This window comes from Kitasatospora sp. NPDC023385, assembly GCF_055664045.1.
In genome coordinates this window covers 20,146-37,151 of record NZ_JBVOOL010000004.1, presented here as the reverse complement: position 1 = coordinate 37,151, position 17,006 = coordinate 20,146, and the positions used below count along the sequence as shown (strand labels likewise).

The 17,006-nt window shown below is 73.1% G+C and carries 15 protein-coding genes; 8 read left to right on the top strand and 7 right to left on the bottom strand.

Going from position 1 to position 17,006, the window contains the following annotated elements:
- Positions 1-274 precede the first annotated feature (274 nt).
- The 3 genes from AC0B61_RS08370 to AC0B61_RS08360 all read left to right on the top strand — a co-directional run bounded on the left by AC0B61_RS08370 (position 275) and on the right by AC0B61_RS08360 (position 4,761).
- A complete protein-coding gene (locus AC0B61_RS08370; RefSeq protein ID WP_471739832.1) occupies positions 275-3,484 on the top strand; it encodes a M28 family peptidase in 3,210 nt (1,069 codons plus the stop codon).
- A 142-nt stretch (positions 3,485-3,626) separates the two neighbouring features.
- Entirely contained in the window at positions 3,627-4,088 is a 462-nt protein-coding gene (locus AC0B61_RS08365) for a cytochrome P450 (protein ID WP_471739831.1), read from the top strand.
- A 166-nt stretch (positions 4,089-4,254) separates the two neighbouring features.
- The gene (locus AC0B61_RS08360) at positions 4,255-4,761 is read left to right on the top strand and encodes a carboxymuconolactone decarboxylase family protein (RefSeq protein ID WP_471739830.1); all 507 of its coding nucleotides are present in this window, start codon (positions 4,255-4,257) and stop codon (positions 4,759-4,761) included.
- Positions 4,762-4,834: 73 nt separating this feature from the next.
- Here AC0B61_RS08360 and AC0B61_RS08355 read toward each other — a convergent pair whose 3' ends face one another.
- Entirely contained in the window at positions 4,835-5,275 is a 441-nt protein-coding gene (locus tag AC0B61_RS08355) for a nitroreductase family deazaflavin-dependent oxidoreductase (RefSeq protein WP_471740099.1), read from the bottom strand.
- A 200-nt stretch (positions 5,276-5,475) separates the two neighbouring features.
- Between AC0B61_RS08355 and AC0B61_RS08350 the strand changes: the two genes are divergently transcribed.
- Complete coding sequence (locus AC0B61_RS08350; RefSeq protein ID WP_471739829.1) at positions 5,476-6,159, top strand: TetR/AcrR family transcriptional regulator; 684 nt, start codon at positions 5,476-5,478, stop codon at positions 6,157-6,159.
- Between the two features lie 75 nt (positions 6,160-6,234).
- Here the strand turns inward: AC0B61_RS08350 and AC0B61_RS08345 are convergent, their stop codons facing one another.
- Positions 6,235-6,669: a hypothetical protein gene (locus AC0B61_RS08345; protein WP_471740114.1), complete on the bottom strand. Its 435-nt coding sequence runs from the start codon at positions 6,667-6,669 to the stop codon at positions 6,235-6,237.
- Positions 6,670-6,736: 67 nt separating this feature from the next.
- Between AC0B61_RS08345 and AC0B61_RS08340 the strand changes: the two genes are divergently transcribed.
- Positions 6,737-7,288 carry an MFS transporter gene (locus tag AC0B61_RS08340; RefSeq protein ID WP_471740113.1) on the top strand — a complete coding sequence of 184 codons (552 nt, stop codon included), beginning with the start codon at positions 6,737-6,739 and terminating at the stop codon, positions 7,286-7,288.
- A gap of 52 nt (positions 7,289-7,340) precedes the next feature.
- Here the strand turns inward: AC0B61_RS08340 and AC0B61_RS08335 are convergent, their stop codons facing one another.
- From AC0B61_RS08335 to AC0B61_RS08315, 5 genes are all read right to left on the bottom strand, one after another.
- On the bottom strand, positions 7,341-7,751 hold the full coding sequence (locus AC0B61_RS08335) for a hypothetical protein (protein WP_471739828.1): 411 nt from the start codon (positions 7,749-7,751) through the stop codon (positions 7,341-7,343).
- A 117-nt stretch (positions 7,752-7,868) separates the two neighbouring features.
- Entirely contained in the window at positions 7,869-9,008 is a 1,140-nt protein-coding gene (locus AC0B61_RS08330) for a nucleotide disphospho-sugar-binding domain-containing protein (RefSeq protein ID WP_471739827.1), read from the bottom strand.
- A 29-nt stretch (positions 9,009-9,037) separates the two neighbouring features.
- A complete protein-coding gene (locus tag AC0B61_RS08325; RefSeq protein WP_471739826.1) occupies positions 9,038-10,393 on the bottom strand; it encodes an ATP-grasp domain-containing protein in 1,356 nt (451 codons plus the stop codon).
- 146 nt (positions 10,394-10,539) lie between these two features.
- Positions 10,540-12,651 (bottom strand): PEP/pyruvate-binding domain-containing protein, encoded by a 2,112-nt coding sequence (locus AC0B61_RS08320; RefSeq protein ID WP_471739825.1) that lies wholly within the window; start codon positions 12,649-12,651, stop codon positions 10,540-10,542.
- 275 nt (positions 12,652-12,926) lie between these two features.
- A complete protein-coding gene (locus AC0B61_RS08315; RefSeq protein WP_471739824.1) occupies positions 12,927-13,652 on the bottom strand; it encodes an SPASM domain-containing protein in 726 nt (241 codons plus the stop codon).
- Between the two features lie 209 nt (positions 13,653-13,861).
- On the opposite strand from AC0B61_RS08315, the gene AC0B61_RS08310 reads away from it, so the two are divergent.
- Genes AC0B61_RS08310 through AC0B61_RS08300 form a run of 3 tightly spaced genes read left to right on the top strand, consistent with a single transcriptional unit; the run spans position 13,862 to position 16,976 of the window.
- Positions 13,862-14,665 carry a glycerophosphodiester phosphodiesterase gene (locus AC0B61_RS08310; protein WP_471739823.1) on the top strand — a complete coding sequence of 268 codons (804 nt, stop codon included), beginning with the start codon at positions 13,862-13,864 and terminating at the stop codon, positions 14,663-14,665.
- Entirely contained in the window at positions 14,662-16,089 is a 1,428-nt protein-coding gene (locus AC0B61_RS08305) for an MFS transporter (protein WP_471739822.1), read from the top strand. Before AC0B61_RS08310 ends, AC0B61_RS08305 begins: the two co-directional genes overlap by 4 nt.
- 32 nt (positions 16,090-16,121) lie before the next feature.
- Complete coding sequence (locus tag AC0B61_RS08300; RefSeq protein ID WP_471739821.1) at positions 16,122-16,976, top strand: DUF4253 domain-containing protein; 855 nt, start codon at positions 16,122-16,124, stop codon at positions 16,974-16,976.
- The last annotated feature ends 30 nt before the right edge of the window (positions 16,977-17,006 follow it).

Here is a 17,006-nt window from a genome sequence, read left to right as displayed (position 1 = left end):
GGACCGTACTCGACGGCCACCGGCCCCGTACATGAGGTGGTCTCAACCACTTGCTGATAACCGCAGCTTGACGCGGAGCGGAAGCGCGGGCTTGACGGAATTTGCCAACCCTATGCATCGCCCCCACCAAGCATTTGACCCGGACATGACGCCATGTGAGGGTTCGGGCACCCGAGCACGGACGGCCCGCACTGCCGCCCCCCAGGCACAGCCGGGTGGTGCGCCACCAGCCACGCCGTCCGCGGTCGAGGACCCCCACATGCGAGGAGTCTCGATGCAACGCAGAGTTTCCACCGGCCGGTCGCTCACCACGGCGGCCACCCTGACCGTACTGGCCGGCCTGATCGCCGCCGCAGCGGGGCCGGCCGGCGCCGCGCCCACCCCCTCCCCCGCGCCGCCGAGCGCCCTGGCCGCCGCCGTCAACGCCGCCGACGCCGCGGCCGCGGCCGGCCTGGACGCACTGGCCAAGGGCCCCGGCGAGACCTACGAGCGCCGCGCCGTCACCCCCTGGGTCGGCGGCCTCTACTCCGTCGCGTACGAGCGCAGCTACCGCGGCCTGCCGGTGGTCGGCGGCGACGCGGTGGTCCTCGCCGACGGGCAGGGCAAGGTCCGCGGCCTGCAGTCCGCCGCCCCCGGGCCGGTCGGCGGCTCGATCACCCCGCAGGTCGGCGCGGAGCGCGCGGAGCGGACCGCCCGCACCGAACTGCCCGTCGTGGACAAGGTGGAGCCGAGCCGGCTGGTCGTCCGGGTCAAGGACGGCGCGGGCGGCCGGCTCGCCTGGGAGACCGTGCTCGACGGCAGCAAGGGCAGCGCGCCGAGCCGGCTGCACGTCTTCGTCGACGCGGCGACCGGCGAGGTGATCGACAGCTACGACGACGTCCGCGCCGGCACCGTCAACAGCAAGTGGAACGGCCCCGCCCCGGTCACCATCAGCACCACCGGCTCGGGCGGCTCCTTCTCGCTGCGCGACCCGAACCGGCCGGGCCTGTCCTGCTCCGACTACAGCACCGGCCAGGTGTTCTCCAAGTCCGGCGACTCCTGGGGCACCGGCAGCCCGTCCAGCAAGGAGACCGGCTGCGGCGACGCCATGTTCGCGGCCCAGAAGGAATGGGACATGCTCCGCGACTGGCTCGGCCGCAACGGGCACAACGGCAACGGCGGCAGCTGGCCGGTGAAGGTCGGCCTGAACGACGTCAACGCCTACTGGGACGGCAGCACGATATCCATCGGCCACAGCCAGGCCAACGAGTGGATCGCCTCGATCGACGTGGTCGGCCACGAGTTCGGCCACGGCATCGACCAGTACACCCCGGGCGGCGCCAACAACGAGTCCGGCCTGGGCGAGGCCACCGGCGACATCATGGGCGCGCTCACCGAGGCGTACGCCAACGAGCCCGCGCCGTACGACAGTCCGGACTACACCGTCGGCGAGATGATCAACCTGGTCGGCAGCGGGCCGATCCGGAACATGTCCGACCCCTCGCAGGTCAACAACGACCCGAACTGCTACTCCTCGTCCATCCCGCAGACCGAGGAGCACGCGGCGGCCGGCCCGCTGAACCACTGGTTCTACCTGCTGGCCGAGGGCTCCAACCCGGGCGGTGGCAAGCCCACCAGCCCGACCTGCAACAACTCCCCGGTCACCGGCATCGGCATCAAGGACGCCGGCCGGGTCTTCTACGGCGGCATGCTGCTCAAGACCAGCGGCATGACGTACAAGCGCTACCGCACCGCCACCCTGACGGCGGCGAAGAACCTGGACCCGTCCTGCACCTTCTTCAACCGGGCCAAGGCCGCCTGGGACGCGGTCAGCGTGCCCACGCAGAGCGGTGACCCGTCCTGCACGCCGTCCGGCAGCAACGACTTCTCGCTGTCGCTCGGCCCGGCGTCCGGCTCGGTCCAGCCCGGTTCCTCGACCACGGCCACAGTCGGCACCGCGCTCGCCTCGGGCACCGCGCAGACCGTCAACCTGACCGTCTCGGGCGCCCCGGCCGGCGTCACCGCGACGGTCAACCCCTCCTCGGTGCAGACCGGTTCGTCCGCCACGCTGACGCTCTCCGCCACCTCGGGAGCGCCTGCCGGGACGTACGTGATCACCGTCACCGGCACCGCCGGCCCGGCCACCCACACCGCCCAGTACACCCTGACCGTCGGCGGCGGAGGCACCCCCGGCGGGCCCGCGCCCGACATCGACGTCGCCAAGGTCCAGGCGCACCTGTCGCAGCTGAACGGCGTCGCCAACCAGAACGGCGGCAACCGCCGGGCGGGCAGCGCCGGTCACAGCCAGTCGGTGGCGTACATCAAGGGCAAGCTCCAGGCGGCCGGCTACACCGTCAGCGAACAGACCTGCACCTCCTGCACCTACCAGTCCGACAACCTGATCGCCGACTGGCCCGGCGGCCCGTCCGACCAGGTCACCATGTTCGGCGCCCACCTGGACAGCGTCGGCGCCGGCCCCGGCATCAACGACAACGGCTCCGGCTCGGCCACCCTGCTGGAGAACGCGCTCGTACTCGCCCAGCAGAACCCCTCACTGACCCGGCACGTCCGGTTCGCCTGGTGGACCGGCGAGGAACAGGGCCTCCAGGGCTCGCAGTTCTACGTCGGCCAGCTGGGCTCCAGCCAGCGCTCCGCGATCAAGTCGTACTACAACTTCGACATGGTCGGCTCTCCCAACGCCGGCTACTTCATCAACAACATCTCCTCCTCGGCCGCCGCGCCGATGAAGGCCTACTGGGACTCGCTCAACCTCCAGCCGGAGGAGAACGTCGAGGGCGAGGGCCGCTCGGACGACTACTCCTTCCAGCAGGCCGGCATCCCGACTTCGGGCTACGCGGCCGGAGCCAGCGACACCAAGACCTCGGCGCAGGCCGCCAAGTGGGGCGGCACCGCGGGCCGTTCGTACGACTCGTGCTACCACCAGTCCTGCGACACCACCGGCAACGTCGACGCGACGGTGCTCAACCGCAGCGCCGACGGCGTGGCCTACACCATCTGGAAGACCTCCGTCGGCGGCAGCACGCCCGCCAACGACTTCTCCCTCTCCGTGAACCCGGCCACCGCCACCGTCAAGCCCGGCGACTCCGCCACCGCGACGGTCGCCACCGCCACCACCTCCGGCTCGGCCCAGACGGTCAACCTGACCGCCACGGGCGCCCCGGCCGGCGTCACCGTCTCCTTCAACCCCTCCTCGGTGCAGTCCGGCGGCTCCGCGACGGTCACCCTCGCGACCGCCTCCTCCACCGCGGCCGGCACCTACAGCATCACCCTCACCGGGACCGGCACGGCCACCCACAGCACCAGCTTCTCCCTGGTCGTGGGCGGCGGGACGCCCAACCCCGGCGGCACCTGGACGCCCGGCACCACCTACCAGGCGGGCGACACCGTGACCTACAACGGGGTCGGCTACCGCTGCCTCCAGGGCCACACCGCCCAGGTCGGCTGGGAGCCGCCGATCGTCCCGGCCCTGTGGCAGCCGGTGTGACCCGGGCGCTCTGACACCCGCTGAAGCCGCCACGCCGCGGTCCGTCGAGGGGGACGGACTGCGGCGCAGCCGTGAGCGGGGGGGTGCCCAGCCCGGGTGGAAGGCGCCCCGGACGGTGGCGTCGAAGGGCAGGATCAGCCCGTTGCCCGTCGCCCACCTCCTCGACCGCCACCCCGAAGCCCGCACCGCCGACCCGCAGGCACTGGTCAGCGAGACCCTGCGGCTCCACCCCTCGGCCTGGCTGCTCCCCCGGCACGCCGTCGAGGACGACGTCATCGCCGGCCACCGCATCGCCGCAGGCACCGACGTGCTGGTCTGCCCGTACCTCACCCACCGCGACCCGGCCCTGTGGCCGGACCCGGAGCGCTTCGACCCCACCCGGTTCGCCCCGGGCTCGGAGCGCCCCGGCCACCTCGGCGCCTACCTCCCCTTCGGCCTCGGCGCCCGCGCCTGCCTGGGCGCCCGGTTCGCCGTCCGGGAGACCACCGCCCTGCTGGAACTGCTGCTGCCGATCGGTACGTTGGCCTTCCGCTCCAAGCCGACGGGCGCCGCCTACAGCATCACCGTACGGCCGGACGGGCCGACGCCCGCGACCCTGCGCTGAGCCGCCCCACGCCGGGCCGGCCGTCTGCGCCCGTGGCCCGCTCGAAACCCGGGCGGACCGGGGTGTCACACCTCCGCTCCGCGATCCGTCGGGGAAGTGACAGCACCGCTGATCACCCTGATCACTCTGATCACCCGATCCCGCAGATCCGGAGAGGAACACGACGTTGAACACCCGATCGATCACCACCGAGGTCCCGCTGCGCCCCCGCCTGACCCAGGACCCGGTGGCGCTCGTCCCCGAACTCGCCGAGGTCTCGGCCGCCCTGTTCAGGGCCGTCGGCAACGGCTCGTTGCCCCGCACCACCATCAGCCTCGTCCAGCTGCGCGCCGGCCAGCTCGCCGGCAGCACCTACCTGACCGTCCTGCACACCGGCTTCCTCCGCAAGGCCGGCGAGAGCGAGGAGCGGATCACCTCGGTGTCCTCCTGGCCGGACTCGCCGTACTTCACCGCCCCCGAGCGCGCCGCGCTCGCCCTGACCGACGCCGCCCTCCAGCCGAACCCGCACGGCGAGCGCGTCCCCGACGCGCTGTACGCCGAAGCCGCCGAGCACTACGGCGAGAAGGAGCTCGCCACCCTGATGATCGCCATCGGCCAGGTCAACTTCTTCACCGCCATCGCCCTGATCGCCAAGCCCGTCCCGGGCCGCTCCTTCACGGACCCCTGGGCCTGACACCCCGGGCCGCCCCCTGCCGGGTGCGCGGCGGACGCTGCGCGCCGGGGGGGCGCTCGGGGTGGCTGGGGGCTCAGCTGCGGGTGATGCGGAAGACCGGGTACCCCGGGGCGACGCGGAGCAGGTCCTCGGCCGGGGCGTCCGGGCCGATTCCGTCGAAGAAGTAGCCGACCTCCCACTTCCAACGGCGCAGGTACTCGCGCAGCACCTCGGGCTTGTCGGCGTCCGGGAGTTCGACGGCGTGGAAGGCCTCGGTGCGGCGGCCGACGCGCAGTTCGCCGCTGCCGGCCGCCCGGAGGTTGCGCACCCACTGGGTGTGGCCGCGCGGGGCGACCAGGTAGCGCTCGCCGTCGTGGGTGAGCAGGTTGACGGGGTTGGTGCGCCACTCGCCGCTCTTGCGGCCCCGGACGGCGAGGATCCGGGAGCCCCAGAGGCTGATGCCGGCCTTGGTGAGGCCGGCGACCATGCCGTTGAGCAGCCTGCCGGTGGCGAGGCCGAGACGGGTGGTGGGCATCACCAGGCGGGTGGCGGGGTTCGCGTGGGGGTGCGGGTTCTCGGTGCTGGACATCGGACTGCCTCGATTCCGTGACTGGCGCTTCCATTCGAGAGCACTGCTCTCGCTTCGACACGTCCAGCATGGCACCGGCGGGCGAGCGAAGCAAGAGCAGTGCTCTCACTTGTGTGCACCGCTCCGGAATGTGGCAGGCTGGCCCCATGCCAGCGATCCGGACCGCCCGCGAACGGGCCCGCGAGGAACTCACCCGCGAGATCAAGCACGAAGCACGCCGCCAGCTCGCCTCCGTCGGCGCCCAGCAGCTGTCCCTGCGGGCCGTCGCCCGCGAGCTGGGCATGGCCTCCTCCGCGCTCTACCGCTACTTCGCCGGTCGCGACGAGCTGCTGACCGCGCTGATCATCGACGCCTACAACGAGCTCGGCGACGCCGCCGACCGGGCCCTCGCCGGAGCGGCGAAGGGCACCCCGCGCGACCGCTGGTGCGCCCTGTGGACGGCCACCCGCGACTGGGCCCGCGCCAACCCGCACGAGTACTCGCTCGTCTTCGGCACCCCCGTGCCCGGCTACGCGGCGCCCCAGACCACCGTCGAACCGGCCGCCCGGCTGCCCCTCGCCCTGCTCGGCGTGGTCCGCGACGCCCCCCTGCGGCCCACCCCGCCCGGCCCCCGGCCGCAGGGCGCCCTGCCCGAGCAGCTGACCCGGCTCGCCGCCGCCCTGGCGCCCGAACTCCCGCCCCACGTCCTCGCCCGCGCCGTGTCGGCCTGGATCCAGCTCGTCGGCCTCATCGGCTTCGAGCTCCACGGCCACCTGGTCGGCTCGCTCGACCCGACGGGCGACTACTTCGCCTGGACGGCGGAGCAGACGGCCGACGCGCTCGGGCTCTGACCCCGACGCGCCTCCCGGCGGTGGGAAGTCCGGCGGTGGGAAGTCCGGTGGCGGGCAGTCCGGCGGCGCGAGGCCTCATGCCGTCGGTCCGCCGGCCGGTCGCACCCTCGCCGCCCGGGCCTCCAGGTAGCGCTGCTCGGCGAGGCCGGCCGTGGCCCTGGCGGCGCGCCGGTAGTGGTCGTACGCCCCGGCCGGGTCGCCGGCCTTCTCCAGCAGGCGCGCCCGGACGGACAGCAGGCGGTGGTGTCCGGCCATCCGGGCGTCGGCGTCCAGGGTGGCGAGCAAGGCCAGCCCGGCCTGCGGGCCCTCCGTCTCGGCCAGGGCGACGGCCCGGTTGAGGGTGACCATCGGATTGGGTGCGATCCGTTCCAGGATCAGGTAGAGGGCGTGCACCTGCCGCCAGTCGGTGTCCTCGGCGGCGGCCGCGTCGGCGTGGGTGGCGGCGATGGCGGCCTGCAGCTGGTACGGGCCGAGCTCCGGGCCGGCCAGCGCCGCCTTGACGAGCGCCACGCCCTCCTCGATCAGGGCGCGGTCCCAGGCCGTCCGGTCCTGCTCGTCCAGCGGGACCAGGTCCCCGGTGGGCGTGGTCCGAGCCGTCGCCCCGGCCCTGGCCCGCCGGCTGCCGCAGACCACCGTGATCGCCGGCGGCCTCGCACTGTCCGGGGCGGGCGCCCTGCTCACCGCCTTCACGGACGGCCCCGACGCGCTCCCGCTGGTGATCACCGGCATCACCGTCCTCGCCCTCGGCACCGGCCTGGTCGTGGGCTCCGTCCCACCCGAGCGCGCCGGCTCGGCCGCCTCGATGTCCGAAACCGGCAACTACCTCGGCGGCTCCCTCGGGTTCGCCCTCCTCGGCACCCTCGCCGCCACCGTCTACTGCGCCCACACCCACGGCACCTCGGACTCCCTGCCCGCCGCCCTCGCCACCGCGCCCCACCTGCCGACCGAGCAGGGCGCCGCCCTGCTGCACACCGCGCGGGAGGCCTTCACCGCCGGACTGCACACCACCGGGTTCGTCGCGGCGGGCATCTTCGCGGGGCTGGCGGTGCTGACCCTGGCCCTGCGCCCGCCGACGGCGCCGACCGGGGCGCTCGAGGTGGTGCCCGAGCCGGCCGAGGTGCGCGCCTGAGGTGCGCGCCTGAGGCGACGTCCGAGGTGCGCGGTGGGCTGCCGACCGGCCGTCAGTAGTCGGGCAGGTCGAAGACGGTGGCGGCGCGGAAGGCCTCCGCCATCTCCGGCCCCGGCCGGTCGAATCCCGGGACGCCCTCGGCGCCGAGCTGTTCGCCGTCCGCCTGGGGCGCGGGTGCGGTGTCGCCGCCGTGGAGGCCTGCGGTCAGTTCGAGGATGGCCTGGTTGGTCGCCACGTGGTCGCGCAGCCGCCGCTCGTAGGCGGGGAAGGCGGTCCGGTGGTCGCCGTCGGCGGCGTGCAGTTCGCCGGCCAGGACGTAGGCGGCGGTCAGGGCGACGCTGGTGCCCTGGCCGGTGAACGGCGAGCAGCAGTACCCGGCGTCGCCGAGCAGGGCGACGCGGTTGCGCTGCCGTGCACCAGGCTCGGGCCGGACACCTTCAGGACGCGGACAGCCCGCTGACACCACCTGCACGTCACCGGCAGGGCGCTGACCGGGCACCACCGGGGCACGCCCCCGGCCCGGTTCTCGTGCCGGGCCCGGGAGGTGCCGGGGAGGTGCCGCCGGGCCCGCCGCGCTAGCTCAGCCCGGAGTACCGGCAAGCCCGGTGAGCCGGGTCGCCAGCGCGGCCGGGCCCGGCATCGCCGCGATCTCGGTGCCGACCTCGCGGGCGGTCCCGGCGAGGTCGGTGTCGGTGAGCAGGCGGTCCAGCAGGGCGGGGCCGATGTCCTCGGCGCCCGCGCTGAGGCCGGCTCCTCGGTCGCGCACCGCGTGGGCGTTGATGAAGCGGTCGGAGCCGTCGGGGAGGGCGAGTTGCGGGATGCCCGCGTCCAGGGCGGCCAGGGCGGTGCCGCTGCCGCCGTGGTGGATGGCGGCCGCGCAGGTGTCGAGCAGGGCGCGCCACGGCACCCAGCCGTACGGGTGGACGTTGCCGGGCAGGGTGCCGAGGGTGGCGAGGTCGAGTTCGCCGGTTGCCAGGACGAAGTCGGCGTCGAGGCCGGCGGCGGCCGTGATGACCCGTTCGATCCTGGTCAGGCCGTCGGTCTTGGGCGGTACGGTGCCCAGGGTCACGGCCACGCGGGGTCGGTGGGCGGGTGCGGTCAGGGGCTCGGGGAGTTCGCCTTCGCCGTTGTAGGCGACGGGCCGCATCGGGGAACCGTACAGCGTTCCCCCGGCCATGCTCGGCGGTGCGAGGTCGATGGTGTCGGCCGGTTCGGGCAGCCGGTCGATCCCGTGCCGGGCGAAGGTCTCCGCCATCTCCGTGAGCATCAGTTCGCGCAGTTTCGGCGTACGGACGAAACCGAGGTCGTGCTGGACGGCGGGCACGCCGAGGCTGGCCGCCGCGAGCAGGGCCACCGGGAACAGGTACTCGTACACCACCAGGTCCGGCCGCCACCGGGCGGCGAGGTCGACGGCCGCGTCGGCGACCGTGGCGTTGACGTGGGCGGCCAGTGGGACGAAGGCCTCGCGGTCGGCGGCGTTGGTCTCGACCACCCGTTGCATCAGGTCGGGCCGCTTGGTGCGGCCGGCCTCCCGGATCTCCCGGCGCCAGTCCACTCCCGGGGCGAGCGGCACGTACGGCAGCCCGGACGCGGCGACCGCTTCGCCGCCGTCCATCGAGGCCACCGTGACCTCGTGGCCGAGTTCACGCATCGCTCTGGCCAGCGGGACCAGCGGGAAGAGGTGGCCGACGCCGGGTGCGCCGGCGAACAGTACACGCATCGAAGTACCTCGGTAGTCGAAAGAGGGGATCAGCCGGCGGCGCGGTGCAGGGCGGCTTCCAGGCCGTTCAGCACCGCGTTGCAGTCGCGCTGCAGGGTGGCGGCGTCGACGGCGCTCAGCAGGTAGACCCCGAGCCAGTTGCGCGATCCCGCGTTGGGGTCGAAGGCGGGCACCGGCTGTCCGGCGGGCATGGCGAAGGCGGGTACGGCCTCGATGGTGCTGCCCGGGGAGAGCAGGCTCTGCCAGTCCACGGCCTGCGGGTTCCAGACCGGCCTGGTCCGCCAGGGCCGTCCGGAGGCGTCGGCGGGGACGACGGCCACCGATGCGGCGGCCCGCGCCCCGTGGGTGAGCATGGCCTCCGGGTAGTCGACCCGCTCGCCCAGCAACTGCCGGACCAACATGCCGATCGGGTCGACGCCGAACACCTCGTGGACCTGCCGGGTCGTCAGCAGGCCGCCGAACCGGGCCGCGGTCTCGATCACCACCAGCTCGCCGTCCTCCATCAGCTTGAGCTCGGTGTGGGTGCCGCAGTTCTCCAGGCCGAGCGCGTCGACGGCCTGCCGCGACACCTCCTCGATCCGGCGCTGCAACGGCACGGCCATGACGGAGGGCGACGTGCTGGCCACCTCGACGAAGGACGGTACGGTCGGCAGTTTGGCGGTGATGGCCAGCGGGCGGTAGACGCCGTCCGCGACGATGCCCTCGACGCTCACGTAGTCGCCGTAGCCGGGCTCCTGGTACCAGCCCTCGGTGGAACCCTGGGCGATCTCCTCGACCAGCCGGTCCCGGTCGGTGTCCGCGGCGTAGAGCTCGTTCATGCCGACCCGGCTGCCCGCCTGGAGGCCGCGCTCGATCTCGGCCCACGCCGGGGCGGCGTCCGCGGCCGACTCCAGCACGATCTGGGCGACCGAACCGGCGCCCCAGGCCGGCTTGAGCAGCAGCGGGGGCGTGAACTCGGCCAGCGCGGCGTCCAGGTCCGCGAGTCTGTCGACCCGGCGGAAACCGGGCACCGGCACCCCGGCGGCGGCCCACGCCTCGCGCATCAGCCGCTTGTCCCTCGCGCGGACGATGCCCTCCCCGGCCCCGGCCAGGCCGAGCCGGCTCGCGGCGTGCGCGACGGCCAGCACCGCGAACTCCGAGAGCGTGAGCACCGCGTCGGCCCCGATGGCCTTCGCGTACTCCACGATCAGCTCGACCAGTTCGTCACCGCGCGGCGCCTCGGCCACCAGCTCGATGCTGGTGCAGCTCGGCCGCCACCCGTCCTGCGCGGTCGTGGGCAGCGGCGCCAGCGCGAGCACATGCAGCTCCCCGCATGCGGCGATCCGCGGGAAGGCGTACTCCAGCGGGGCGCCGCCCTTGACGTAGACGTACAGGATCTTGTTCAACGTTGTTTCTCCTGACGGAAGTTCATTGGGTCGGGCGACCGCGGCGACGTCGGGGGTGGCCGATGTCGCAGGCGTGCGCGGCGAGCGTCACGCTCGGCCGCGTCGTCCGGCGGTGCCGGAGGCTGGCTGGCGGGGCCGGAGGCGGGTCAGCGGGCGCCGGTGCGGAAGGGGCGCAGCTGCAGCAGGCTGACCCGGTCGTCCTCGATGGCCCACTCGATGTCGACCGGGGCGTCGTCGTTCCCGTCGGGCGCGAAGTGGGACTGCAGCAGTCGGCTGATCAGGGCCAGCCGGCCGACGAGGTCCTTGGTGGCGGCGTCCAGGTCGGCGGTGGCGGTGCCCAGCGAGAGCGTGCGGCTGCCGCCCTCCATGGTGTTGCACAGGTACTGGAGCGGGGCGCCCTGGCCGGAGACCACCTCGGTCACCGAGCGGGGCGAGATGTTGAGGTAGACGCTGCGGAAGTCCTGCGGGTTCAGCGGGTTGCAGGTGACCAGGACGCCGCCGACGGTGGCACCGACCTGCTCCTGGACGATCACGGCCATGCCGCAGTGGTCCAGGGGGATGCCCGCCTGCTGCCGCAGCAGGACGGCGCGGGGCGAGAGCAGCGAGGCCCAGACCTCCCGGACCGCGTCGAGGACCGCGTCGGTGCCACTGACGTGCGCCACCGACTCGTAGAGTCCGGCGGCGGAGAAACCGGGCAGGTCCTCGGCGTTGGACGAACTGCGCACGACCACGACGGCCGCGCCGTACAGGTGCCGGTCGAGCGCCCGGTCGAGCTCGGTGCGGATCGGGTCGGGCACCGGGGTGGTGCGGATCAGCCGCTGGGCTTCGCGGCAGAGCTCCGCGATCAGCGAGGTCTCCGCCGGGCCCGGAGCCGCTGCGCTCGCCGAAGTTCCGCTCGACAGAGCGGAGTCGAGTCGGTCGAGGGCGCCGCGCAGCTCCGGCGAGGAGTCGAGGAAGCGCTGTTGGAGGGAGAACGGCAGCACGATCCCGCGCGGCACCTGGGCGTACTCCTTCACCAGGCGCTGTGCGGCGTCGGCCAGTTCGACCTCGTCCGCGTCCTCGGGGAGGCCCAGCTGCCGGGCCAGGTAGCGCAGCAGGTTGTCCCGGGGCGGCCGGGGGACGCGGTAGAAGCCGAGCCAGCGCGGTGAGCCGTGCTGCAGCAGGTAGGTGAGTTCGCCGAGGTTGGCGGCCTTGGTGCCGAACCGGACGTGGTCGCCCGCGCGCAGACCGGACAGGGCGGTGATCGGGGTGGGCGTGCGGTCGGGCCGGTCCACGACGACGAGTTCGGCGGGCGGTGTGGGCCCGGCGGCGTCGGGGTGCGACTGCGCGGCTTCGAGCTGTTCGAGGTGAAGGTCGGAGCCGTCGGCGTCGACCCGGTAGCGGACCCACCGTCCGGCCAGTCCCGCCCGGTCGATCCGGTCGAGGGCTTCGGTGCCGACGGCGTTGGGGATCCCCCACCCGGTGGCCATCACGTTGATGTGGGAGAGCGGGGTGGTGTGCTCGGTGTGGATGATGCCCGACACCCGGGGGACGTCCTCGGGCACCCTGGGCATCACCACGATGTCGTGCCACGCCAGCGGCTCCGGGTCGGCCCGGTACTCGGCCTCCGAGCGGAACACCCGCAGTCGCCCGTGGGCCTGCCCGGGGTTCAGCGGGACGAAGGAGGCCGTGGAGTAGAGCTCGTGGGAGAGGACGCGCGGTATCTCGCCCTCCGGAATCCCGGCGACGTACTCCTCCTGGCGGTGGTTGGCCGGCTTGAGGAGCAGGGGCAGCGACGGGTCGATGTGGTCGCGCACCCGGTGGTAGAAGAAGCGCAGCATGTCCTGGGACATGGTGTCGACGTCGACGGTCTCCAAGGACAGGAAGTCCTCGTCCCTTTCGCCGTCGCCCGCGGCTGCTGCGGCTTCGGCTTCTTCTCCTGCTGGACGGTCCGCCGTGCTGCGTCGGGTGTGCAGGGCGAGGGTGCCGAGATAGAAGCGGCGGTCGGGATTCCGGTAGACGTCGTCATTGAACGAATCGAGCCCGCGGGCCAGTTCGTCGAGCGACATGCCGAGGATCTCGCACGCGATGTAGCGGACGTGGAGAGTGCCGTCGGAACTGTCGATGAAGTGGAGCACCGACTCGGCACGGTCGAACACGATCTTCACATAGGGATAGCCGCCGACGTGGCCGGCGAGCCGGGAGAACTCCTGGGTGGTGAGCTTTTCGCCGGTGAGGCGGGGCCGCGTGGTCGCTTCGTTGCGATCCGAACGGGTCATGCGCACAGGTCAGCCATTCGTCATCATGCACACGATCAGTGTGCAGCAGGTCAGAAGGTGGTACGGCTTCACCCACACTGCCATCAAATCTGAACATCTGACGAATAGTTACGTGACATCAGGCCACCGTGGAATGTTTCAGCCACATAAATCGCGGCAATGAAACCTCGAGGCCAGGTCACATTGTGGCAAAGGTCACAACAATCGATGTCCTAAACGATCAAAAATGATCAAATATTGTCGAAAAGTTGATTCCTGTACGATCTCCCGCCGAATCACGCCATCGGGACGGGCATCGTCGGCGTCATGGCTGCACGTGCGGCCGGCGCATCGAGCGCGAGGCGCCGACGCATGCGGGCGATGAGGTCGCGCAGGCCGCAGCACTCGCCGGTGAACGCCGGATCGTGCCGGAAGGCGGTGTAACGCTCGTGCGGGCACCACCCGTTGCAGGTGCCGTACTCGGGGCAGCCCCGCATCCCGCTCAGCGCGCGGTCGTTGGCCGTGCGCAGCCCCGTGAGGGCCGGGCCGTTCCGGAAGGACGCGAACGACCCGGTCAGCACGTTCCCCACGGTGTACGCGGGGTCGCCGATGAACAGGTCGCAGTGCGCGACCTCACCGGTGGGCTCGACCAGGTAGTAGCGTCCGAGGCAGCCGCCGGCGAGCGTGCAGACGGTGGACGGCCGGTCCGCGAGGCGGCTGAGCAGGCCGTCGAACTCCCGGACGTGGATGCCGGGATCGCCGTGGGCGAGCCACCGGTCGAAGTAGGCGGTCAGGAAGCGGGTCATCTGCGCGGGGGTGACGTAGTGCTCGGTGGGCGTGCCCGGCGCCGCGTCCGGCCGGTTGGTGGGTTTCGCCGCGAGCAGGCCGTAGTTGGTGATCCCCTCCGATGGGGCGCGCAGGCCGACACCTGGGTCGAGAACGTAACGAGTGCGGGGCGGGCGAGCCCGCAGCCGACAGGGGGTCAGGCGCACGCCGGCGGGGCGCACCGGGTGGCGGCGCATCGGGGGCCGCGCCGACGGGGCCACGCCGGTTGGGGCCGCACCGGCGGGGGACGGCCGCGTCCTGACCAGGCCGCCCGCGTACCGATCGTTACCGCTTGACAGGGCACGTAATACTGTAACGCGCACGCCCGGGGCGGCCGTCGGGGCGGCCCGCGTCGCTCGGCCTCCTGGGCCCGGCGGGCCCCTCCCCCAGCAACTCGGAGCACGACATGCACCCCTTCCTCGACCATCCGGGGCCGCTGGCCTTCGCCCACCGGGGAGGCGACCTCGGGCACCCGGAGAACTCGCTCGCGGCCTTCGAAGCCGCCGTCGCCCTCGGGTACCGCTACCTGGAGACGGACGTGCACGCCACCGCCGACGGCGTGCTGGTGGCATTCCACGACTCCCGGCTCGACCGGGTCACCGACCGCGCCGGAGCGGTGTCGGAGCTGCCCTGGGAGACCGTCCGGCAAGCCCGGATCGGCGGCACCGAGCCCGTACCGCTGCTGGAGGAGCTGCTCGGCGCGTTCCCCGACGCCCGGTTCAACATCGACGTCAAGGCCGCGCCGGCCATCGCCCCGCTGGTCGAGGCGGTCCGCCGCACCGGCGCCTGGGACCGGGTCTGCGTCGGCGGCTTCTCCGACAGCCGGCTCGCCGCCGTCCGCGCCGCCGCCGGCCCCCGGCTGGCCACCTCGCTGGGCCCGCGCGACGTGGCCCGGCTGCGGCTGCGCTCGCTGGCCGGGCCGCTGCTGCGGGGCCGCGGGGCGCCGTTCGCCGGGGTGTGCGCGCAGGTACCGGAGCGGCACCGGGGCGTGCGGGTCGTCGACCGGGCCTTCGTCCGGGCCGCCCACCGCCTCGGCCTGCAGGTCCACGTCTGGACTGTGGACGATCCCGCACGGATCAGGGCTCTCCTCGACCTCGGTGTGGATGGCATCATGGCCGATCGCATCGACGTCCTGCGGGACGTCCTCGGCGAGCGCGGCTGCTGGACGGACGGCAGCACCGGCTCCAGCACGGTGATGGGAACCCCATGAGCACCACGAACTCGGCGACGCACCTGCCGGACGATCCACCGACCGCCCCGGCGACCGGCCAGGCCACCGACCAGGCGGCCGCCGACGACAACGGGCGTGCCCTGCGCCGGATGCAGTTCGGCTGGTACGTCAACGACTGGGCCAACGCCGCCTTCTCCGCCACCGTCCTGACGGTGTTCCTCGGGCCGTACCTGACCACCGTCGCCAAGAACGCCGCCGACGCGTCCGGCGACGTGCACCCGCTCGGCCTGTCGATCCGCGCCGGGTCGTTCTTCCCGTACACGGTCTCCTTCTCCGTCCTGATCTCGGTCGCGGTGATGCTGCTCACCGGCACCGTCGCGGACCGCACCGGGCGGCACAAGGAGCTGATGTGCGCGTTCGCCTACATCGGCGCGATCGCCACGATGGGGATGTTCTTCCTCGACGGCGACCGCTACCTGCTCGGCGGCGCACTGCTGGTGGTCGCCAACCTCGCGTACGCCGTGTCGGTCGCACTGTCCTACGCCTACCTGCCGGGCCTGGCCGCCCCCGACGAACGCGACGCGGTCTCCTCCAAGGGCTGGGCGTACGGCTACGCCGGCGGCGGAGTGCTGCTGATCGCCAACCTGGCGCTGTTCGAGGGCCACGACGCGCTCGGCCTGTCCTCCGGCACCGCCGTGCGGATCTGCCTGGCCTCGGCGGGCCTGTGGTGGGCGCTGTTCACGATCGTCCCGATGCTGCGGCTGCCCTCCCGGGCCGGTGTGGCACCCGCCCGGGCCGCCGCCGAGGCCGGCGAGCCCGCCGCCGGAAGCCTGCGCGAACTCGGCCGCACCCTGAAGGGCATGCGCAAGCACCCGCTCACGCTGCTCTACCTCGCCGCCTTCCTCTGCTACAACGACGGCATCCAGACCGTCGTCTCCCAGGCCTCGCTCTACGGCAGCGAGGAACTCGGCATGGAACAGACCTCCCTGGTCACCGCCGTGCTCATGGTCCAGGTCGTGGCGATCGGCGGTGCCCTGCTGCTCGGTCGGATCGCCCGGCGGTACGGCGCCAAGCGGACCATCCTCGGCTCCCTGCTCGGCTGGGTGGTCACCCTCGCCCTCGGGTACTTCATGCCCGCCCACCAGCCGCTCTGGTTCTACGCGCTGGCCTGCATGATCGGCCTGGTGCTCGGCGGCAGCCAGGCACTCTCCCGCTCGCTCTTCTCCCACCTCATCCCGGCCGGCAAGGAGGCCGAGTACTTCAGCGTCTACAAGGTCAGCGACCGCGGCACCAGTTGGATGGGCCCGCTGGTCTTCGGCCTCGCGTTCCAGGTCACCGGCAGCTACCGCTCGGCGATCATCTCGCTGCTGGTGTTCTTCGTGATCGGCTTCGCGGTGCTCCTCAAGGTGCCCGTCCGCCGCGCCATCGAGGCCGTCGGCAACCCGGTCCCCGAGCGGCTGTGACGACTGTCGGCCCCACCCCCTACCGTGGACGCATGATCGACCGTGCCCCGCTGCCGCCCGGCCTCCACCCGCTGTTCCCCGCCGGGTCCGCCGCGCAGTCCGCCCTGTCCACGCCCCTGCCGCCGGGCCGCCTCATCGTCCCGGCCGGGGGCGGCGACGACACCCCGGTCATGTGGCTGAGCGACGGACCGGCACCCGCCGGACTCTGGGACGACCTGCGGCGGGAGCACCCGCGCTCAGGCCTGTGGCCACTACTGCTGACGCGCCACACCGGCGACCCGCAGTTCCGCCCCTGGGCCACCGGCGAGCTCGCCCCCGCCCGAGCGACCTCGCCCGACTCCCACGACCCCTCCGCCCTGCTGCGCGGCTGGTGGAACTCCCCGGCCGTGGCCCGCCCGGACGACCCCGAAACGGCGGCGGAGCGGCACCTGATGCTGGAGCCGTTCGGCGCCGACTGGCCGGGCCCGGCCCCCTCCCCGCGCCTGGCGGACGGCGATCCGGACGACGCCGCCGACGACGTGGCCCGCCGGCTGCTGCGCAACGACCCCGAGCTGCGGATCGGACTCGTCCGCGCCGACAGCGGCGCCGACGCCCTGGCCGTCTGCGGCTGGACGGCGGCCGGCCACCGCGACCCCGGCGAACTCGCCGCCGTCCTGCGGAGCTGGGAGCGGAGGTTCGGCGCCCGGGTCGTCGAAGTCGGCCCCGACGGCCTGCGGTTGAGCGCCACGGTGCGGCAGGACGACGTGGACGACGTGGACGAGGCCCTGCCCATCGCGGCCGAGCACGTCGCGTTCTGCCCCGACAACGTCTTCCGGGGCCTTGAGAGCCTCACCGACTACGCGCAGGAACTCCTCCTCGAGAAGTGCTGGTCGTTCTGGTGGCACTGACGGCGGGTGACCGGGAGTGACGGCGGCTGA